8 protein-coding genes are annotated in these 5,822 nt (G+C 60.3%); 3 read left to right on the top strand and 5 right to left on the bottom strand.

Annotated elements, in window-relative coordinates; translation table 11 throughout:
- The 3 genes from QQS14_RS16020 to QQS14_RS16015 all read left to right on the top strand — a co-directional run.
- Nucleotides 1–180: hypothetical protein (locus QQS14_RS16020; RefSeq protein WP_285908025.1), on the top strand; the 180-nt coding region annotated here is incomplete at its 5' end.
- Nucleotides 180–407, top strand: coding sequence for a hypothetical protein (locus tag QQS14_RS16630; RefSeq protein WP_425607938.1), 228 nt, complete (start codon nt 180–182; stop codon nt 405–407). The genes QQS14_RS16020 and QQS14_RS16630, both read left to right, overlap by 1 nt.
- Nucleotides 325–567, top strand: a complete 243-nt coding sequence (locus QQS14_RS16015; protein ID WP_285908024.1) for an adenylate/guanylate cyclase domain-containing protein — start codon at nt 325–327, stop codon at nt 565–567. Before QQS14_RS16630 ends, QQS14_RS16015 begins: the two co-directional genes overlap by 83 nt.
- A 56-nt stretch (nt 568–623) precedes the next feature.
- Here the strand turns inward: QQS14_RS16015 and QQS14_RS16010 are convergent, their stop codons facing one another.
- Genes QQS14_RS16010 through QQS14_RS15990 form a run of 5 tightly spaced genes read right to left on the bottom strand, consistent with a single transcriptional unit; the run spans nt 624 to nt 5,460 of the window.
- Nucleotides 624–1,409, bottom strand: coding sequence for an ABC transporter permease (locus tag QQS14_RS16010; protein WP_285908023.1), 786 nt, complete (start codon nt 1,407–1,409; stop codon nt 624–626).
- Nucleotides 1,406–2,311 carry an ABC transporter permease gene (locus QQS14_RS16005; RefSeq protein WP_285908022.1) on the bottom strand — a complete coding sequence of 302 codons (906 nt, stop codon included), beginning with the start codon at nt 2,309–2,311 and terminating at the stop codon, nt 1,406–1,408. Before QQS14_RS16005 ends, QQS14_RS16010 begins: the two co-directional genes overlap by 4 nt.
- Nucleotides 2,289–3,539, bottom strand: a complete 1,251-nt coding sequence (locus QQS14_RS16000; RefSeq protein ID WP_285908021.1) for an ABC transporter substrate-binding protein — start codon at nt 3,537–3,539, stop codon at nt 2,289–2,291. The genes QQS14_RS16005 and QQS14_RS16000 overlap by 23 nt, the downstream gene beginning before the upstream one ends.
- A complete protein-coding gene (locus QQS14_RS15995) occupies nt 3,536–4,507 on the bottom strand; it encodes an ABC transporter ATP-binding protein (RefSeq protein WP_285908020.1) in 972 nt (323 codons plus the stop codon). Before QQS14_RS15995 ends, QQS14_RS16000 begins: the two co-directional genes overlap by 4 nt.
- Entirely contained in the window at nt 4,492–5,460 is a 969-nt protein-coding gene (locus QQS14_RS15990; protein ID WP_285908019.1) for an aminoglycoside phosphotransferase family protein, read from the bottom strand. The genes QQS14_RS15995 and QQS14_RS15990 overlap by 16 nt, the downstream gene beginning before the upstream one ends.
- Nucleotides 5,461–5,822: the final 362 nt, after the last annotated feature.

Genomic DNA, 5,822 nt, shown 5'->3' with positions numbered 1-5,822 from the left:
GATCATGAAATCGACGATAAAGCATTGAAGACAACCATGAGAGCCGAATGCCTGGTGTATTATTTTTTCTCGTATGGCTTGTGGCATTTTTGGATGTATTCCTTTCTTCACCGTGAAGATTTGAAGAGGGGTAACAAGTGCGGACAACGTTTCATTTCCTTGCCGCCATTGCTCTTTTGATGTTTTACGGAGGCAAGGTCTGCCCTCTCATTGACACCTTGACTCTCCATCAATGGGGAGTGCTTGTAGCGACAACACTCACAGCCCTCATGGGTGTTCGCTGGCTGTTCCTCCCCCGGATTGTTGCAAAGTTGCCATTGGGAGGTGCTGGCCGGTATCGTCGGTTCGCCCGCCCGATTCGAGTTCACGGTCATCGGCGAGGTGGTCAATACGGCAGCGCGCATTGAATCAATGACTCGCCCTTTGGGTGCCTCTATTCTGGTTTCCGGGGCTGTCATGAACGATCTGCAAAGGGAAGAGGCCGAACAGTGGACCGACTATGGCGAACAGCCCCTCAAGGGCAAAGCCGCCTCACTTCGCCTCTTCGGCATACCACGTGCCACTTGAGACCCGAATACGCCGTGGTCATGCCGGGCTGGCATCCTGCCGCTCGGCAGCTATTGCTACCCCATGCCCCGGAGCCTGGCGCGACGAGCGACCAATAAATCCACCAGCCCGAAGAGCGCCAGTGGCACCAGCAGAAAGATCAGTGTCAGAGCCGCACCTGTGGAGCGGTCCGAGGATGTGAGAAAAGGGAAGAGATAGCCCGTAAAGGAGGGAACCCGCCCGCCGCCAATCAAGAACACCAGGAAATACTCGGAAAACGCCACCAGAAAGACCACCGAGCCCCCGGCAATGATGGCCGGGGTCAGCAGCGGCAGTTCCACCTGCCACAATATTCGCATCCGCCCGGCTCCCAGGTTGGCCGCACACCGGGCGTATTGCGTCCCAAAGGACTGGTAGCCCGCCACCAATGCCCGCAGCATGTACGGGTAGCTGAAGGTGGACAGCACCAGCACCACCCCGGCCATGGTGTCCACCAGCCCCAGGTGAATGAAGGCCACATGAACGCCCATGGAAAACGTCATGGGCGGCACCAGGGCGGGGGCTAACAGCAGCCCCTCCACCAGCCTTTTGCCCGGGAATTGGGCAAAGGCAAGGTGGCGGGCGGGAGCAAGGCAAAGCGCCAGAGTCAGCGCCACCGTGCACACGGAGTAGGCGAAGGAAGAGATGATGGACCGGCCGATCTGCGCATGCTGCCCAGCCAAGAAATCCAGGGTTCTGGCACTCAGTCGGGTCGGGACAACCTCGGGCCAGCTCCAGCCTGGGGCAAGGGCGTAACCGGTCAGCACCAGGAGCGGCAAGGCTGCGGCCATGGCGATGATTCCGAACCAGCCCCAGCTTTTCATAGTTTCCGCACCCGGTCTTCCAGTCTTGAGGCCACATGTGAGTAGACCATGATGAACGCCACGGAGAAAACGAACAAGACGACGAGCAGCGCCATGGCGGTCGGCCGGTCGGTCAGTTCGCGTTTGAAATAGAGGTTGTATATTTCTATGGACAGCATGCCGGGCCTGCTTTCTGCGAGCAGAAACGGGATGTCAAAGGCTCCCAGGGTATAGAGGAAGAGAATGATGAAGGCCGTATGCAGGGCCGGGGTCAGGCGCGGCAGAACAACGGAAACGAATATTCTTACCGGACCGGCTCCAAGCATGCGTGCGACCTGAACCAGCCGCCTGTCCGTGCGAGCCAGGACAGCCAGGGCCAGGAGCATGGCGAAGGGGGTCTCCTTGGCGACGAAGGCGATGATCATGCCGGCTCCGTTGCCGGAGTGCAAAATGGCCGGGAATTGGCCAGGGTCATCGACAAGGCCCATGTGAAACGCGATTGCGGAGATGAATCCGGTGCGCGACCAGAGGATGAGGACCACAAAGGCCACGGCCATGTGTGGCAGAATGAGACCCATCTTGTAGATCATGCTGGCCCGCTGCAGGAGGGGAGGCATGTTCCACATCGCCCATGCGCCCAACGTTCCGAAAGCGACGGACAATCCGGCGGAAACGAAGGCAATGGTCAGCGAAAAGGCCATGGAGGCCAGGTAATGGGGGGCCAGTGCAGCCTTGTAGGCGTCGAGCAGTTCGCCCTGGTGCGATACAGGCAGCCAGAAGCCCAGCGACTGGGCCAGAGCCAGGGCCAACCCCCCCAGAAAGAGCAGCCCCATGGGCAGAATCAAGGGCGAAAGGGGCAGCAGTGTCCGGCCTGGCCGCCTCCAGCCGTGGCAGTCCGGGCTAAGGCTTGGCTCTGAGCACATGCTCCTCCCACCCCCGCTCCAGGGCTTCAAGATAGGCCACGTCGACTTCTGGGACAGCCGAGCCGGTGAGCACCGATGGCGACAACGAGGCCGCGCCAAGGTTAACCGCCTCGAATTCGGCCCGTGTAGCCGGGGCGAGCCGGGTCAGGTCAATGGCCGGGAAGTCGCCCCAGTTTTCCGGCCGGAATTTAGAGAGCTGAGCCTCGGGTGAGAGCAGGAAGTCTGCCAGGACCATGGCCCCGGCCACGTTCCCGGCATTGAAGGGGATGGCCGTGAAATGCAGATTGAAAATGGTGCCCTCATCCATGAGAAAGGTCCGTATCGTCGGCGGATAGCTGCCGTCAAGGATCATGCTTTGCGCATGCAGCGGGTGGTAGCTCATGCCCATGCCCACCTCGCCCCGCGCCAGCAGGGTGTCCAGTTCCGCAGAACTCTTGGGGTATGTCTTCCCTTGCTGCCACAGGTGAGGGTTCAGCTCGTTGAGGTAGGCCCACAGCAGGGGGGCGTTCCGGGCAAACAGGGCCGGATCAAATCCGTCGAGGTATTGCTCATGCCCGCCGGTAACGGCATAGAAGGCCTGACGGATGAAGGCCGAGCCGGTAAAGTCCGGCGGCTGTGGGTAGGTGAACTGCCCAGGATTGTCCCGGACCCACTCAAGAAGCTCGCGGTAGTTGCCCGGAGGGTCGGTGCGCGCGGAATCGTACTCGAACACGAACTGGGCTTGACCGAAGGGGGCCTCATAGCCTTCCACGGGGGTGCCGAAGTCCGTGGCCGCGTGTTCCGGGTTCACCCAGGTCATGACGTTGGGGAGCCGCTGGGCAAAAGGGCCGTGGAGCGCGTCGGCCTCCTTGAGGGATTTGAAGTTCTCGCCATTGACCCACAACAGGTCGATGGACCCCGATGTGCGCCCGGCTTGGCGCTCGGTGACGAGTTTGTTGACGAACACCGGGGCGTCCATGGGCTCGCGCACCAGGGTGATGCCGAAGCGTTCGCTGACCCGGGGCGCAACCCAGCCGTCGATCCACCGGTTTGTATGGGCGAATCCCCCGTACATGTAAAAGCGAACAGTGGTGCCTCTGGCCGCCTCCACCAGCTGTCCCCAGTCGGCGGCAGCCGGATCGAATGCGACCGCGCCCCGGGGCTTCTCGGCCCCGGATCGCTCGGTTTCGTTGTCGGCACAGGCGGCCAGGAAGAAAAAAAGGAATAACAAAGGCAGCAGTCTTTTCATGGAACCTCCCGGTGTCCTGGGCAAGGTCGGATGCGAATGCTCACCCGTTGCCCGGCTGTGATGGAGCCAAATTGCCCATAGGCCTGCAGCGTGGTCCCGTCCAGTTCGAGGCGGTATTTGGTGTAATGTCCGATGAAGGCGACATCGGTTATCAGACCAGGCCCGTCTGGGGCGGCAGCGAGTTCGATACATTCGGGACGTACGAGAAGCGCTTGGTCAGGTTGCGTGTTTTCTGGCAGGTCCAGCAAGTGGAAAACGCCGGGGCCGATCTCGTTTACAGGCCCAAGGAACTCGCCTGCCTCGCGATTGGCAGGGTAATGATAGATTTCGTGCGCGGGCGCGTACTGCGCAAGTCGACCGTCAAGCAAAAGTCCGATGCGGTCGCTCATGGCGAGCGCCTCTTCCAGGTCGTGCGTGGCCGCGATGGTGGTTACGCCAAAGTTCCGCTGTGTCTGGCGCAGGAACTCTGCCGTGGACATCTTCAGGTTGCGATCGAGGTTGGCGAACGGCTCGTCGAGCAGAAGCAGCATGGGCTCGACAACCATGGCCCGGGCGATGGCCACACGCTGCTTTTGCCCGGCCGAGAGCTGGTGCGGATAGCTGTCGCCACGGTCAGCCATGTGGAAATACTCCAGCATGGCCATCACCCGCCGGTGGACCTCGGCTTTTGGCGTGCGCCGGGCTGTCAGGCCAAAGGCCGTGTTCCCGTACACCGTCAGGTTGGGAAAAAGCATGAAATCCTGATGCACGAGGATGACCGGGTGTTCCCTGCTCGGTGGGGTGCCGAAAGTCAGGCCTCCCTTGTCTGGCGCATCAAGTCCGGCGATGATTTCGAGCAAGGTGGTTTTGCCCACTCCGGATGGGCCGATGATGGAAACGATCTGTCCCTGGTCCACGCCAAAGGTGATGTCCTCAAGCACCTGGGTGCGGCCGCGGCGTCGGCACACGCCTTCTAGGGCAAGAAACATTCCATGTTCTCCAGGTAACGCCCAATGCGCTTGAGGGTTGTTTGGCTGGTCAGGACGCGGTCCTGGCAGGTGTATTCGTAATAGGCCATGAAGCACCAGGACAAGGCGCGAAGAAGCACCGCCCGCTCAAGAATGGCCGTGCGGTGGCCGATGGTCTCAAGGGGTATTCCGAGTCCCGCCGCCTCGCGATAGGCGCCGAGGAACCGCTGTCTGTCATCGGGTCCGATCCGTTGTTCGGTTTTCCAGAGGGTGGTGGTGGGTGCCAGAAAATGCCCCAGATCCTGATAGCGACAGGAGATGACCGCCTTCTCCCAATCCACCAGCCAGCCTTGGCCTGCGCTCCGGTCCACGATGAAGTTGCCGGAATTGACCTCAGTGTTGACCAAGCACATGGGTTCGTCGGCAAATTCGTCCTGGTGGGCCAAGTGGAGCTTCATGACTTCGTCGCTGGCACGGAGCAGCCGATCACGAGTCCGGGTCAGGGGGTGGTCGTCAAAGCGGGCGATGAGTGTCAGCGATTCCCGGGCGATTTCGAGCAGAGGCTCCGCCTGGATGAGCAGACCGTCATCAGACACGGGTTGAGCATGTACAGCCGCGAGGATGCGTGCGGCCAGCTCCAGATCGCGTTCGTAGTCCAGCGCTTCGCCGGGCAGATAGTCCATGAGCAGCACCGGCCCGAGACCGGGGGCGTCCCGCAGCACCCGAAGGGGCTTGGGGGTGACTCCGCTGCCGGAAAGCGCCTGCAGCACCCGGAATTCGTATTCGATCTGCTCCGGCCCCAGGCCGAGCTGGGAGCCGTGATTGATGCGCAAGACGAAGCATCCTTCGGCGGCGCGTATCAGGTGGTTTTCATTGTATTCACCAGCAGCCAGAAAAGACACATTCTGTGGTCCAGTCAGCTTCAGCCAGCCTGATTTGTTCAAGAAACGAGATATGGCGCAGCTTTTCTCCATATGCTCCATTGGTGGCACATTACTGTCTGGCCTGTAAAGCAAACGTTTTTCATCTGAAGGTAATACGCATGGATTGCCGCCTGATGCTTAAAACAGGGTATCTGCATTCCGTGTGACGAGACGTCTTCCTGGCCGTGCAAAAATTTGGCGAGGCTCACCCATCATCGCTCAATGTGTCAATCGCTGAAAAACTTCTGGCAAATACGTCACCAACAACGATAATCCTCCGTGGCTCGTCCGTGGCTCCATGCGTGTCAAACGTGCTTTCCGTGGCGTTGGTGTCGTTTGCAACTGGCTGAAATCACGTAGGTAAGCGGCCTCCCGTGGGTTTCAATATACCCTTTCACGCCGTTAACAGGGGT

The sequence above is a fragment of the Pseudodesulfovibrio pelocollis genome, from assembly GCF_030282845.1.
In the GTDB taxonomy this organism is placed as follows: Bacteria; Desulfobacterota; Desulfovibrionia; order Desulfovibrionales; family Desulfovibrionaceae; genus Pseudodesulfovibrio; species Pseudodesulfovibrio pelocollis.
The sequence above is the reverse complement of the archived record's forward strand: the minus strand, read 5'-3'. Positions and strand labels throughout refer to the sequence as shown.

What these genes read in the sequence shown, in the direction of transcription:
- QQS14_RS16010 (WP_285908023.1), bottom strand. Translation starts at nt 1,409, where the DNA reads ATGAAAAGCTGGGGCTGGTTCGGAATCATCGCCATGGCCGCAGCCTTG.
- QQS14_RS15990 (WP_285908019.1), bottom strand. Translation starts at nt 5,460, where the DNA reads ATGGAGAAAAGCTGCGCCATATCTCGTTTCTTGAACAAATCAGGCTGG.
- QQS14_RS15995 (WP_285908020.1), bottom strand. Translation starts at nt 4,507, where the DNA reads ATGTTTCTTGCCCTAGAAGGCGTGTGCCGACGCCGCGGCCGCACCCAG.
- QQS14_RS16630 (WP_425607938.1), top strand. Translation starts at nt 180, where the DNA reads ATGTTTTACGGAGGCAAGGTCTGCCCTCTCATTGACACCTTGACTCTC.
- QQS14_RS16005 (WP_285908022.1), bottom strand. Translation starts at nt 2,311, where the DNA reads ATGTGCTCAGAGCCAAGCCTTAGCCCGGACTGCCACGGCTGGAGGCGG.
- QQS14_RS16000 (WP_285908021.1), bottom strand. Translation starts at nt 3,539, where the DNA reads ATGAAAAGACTGCTGCCTTTGTTATTCCTTTTTTTCTTCCTGGCCGCC.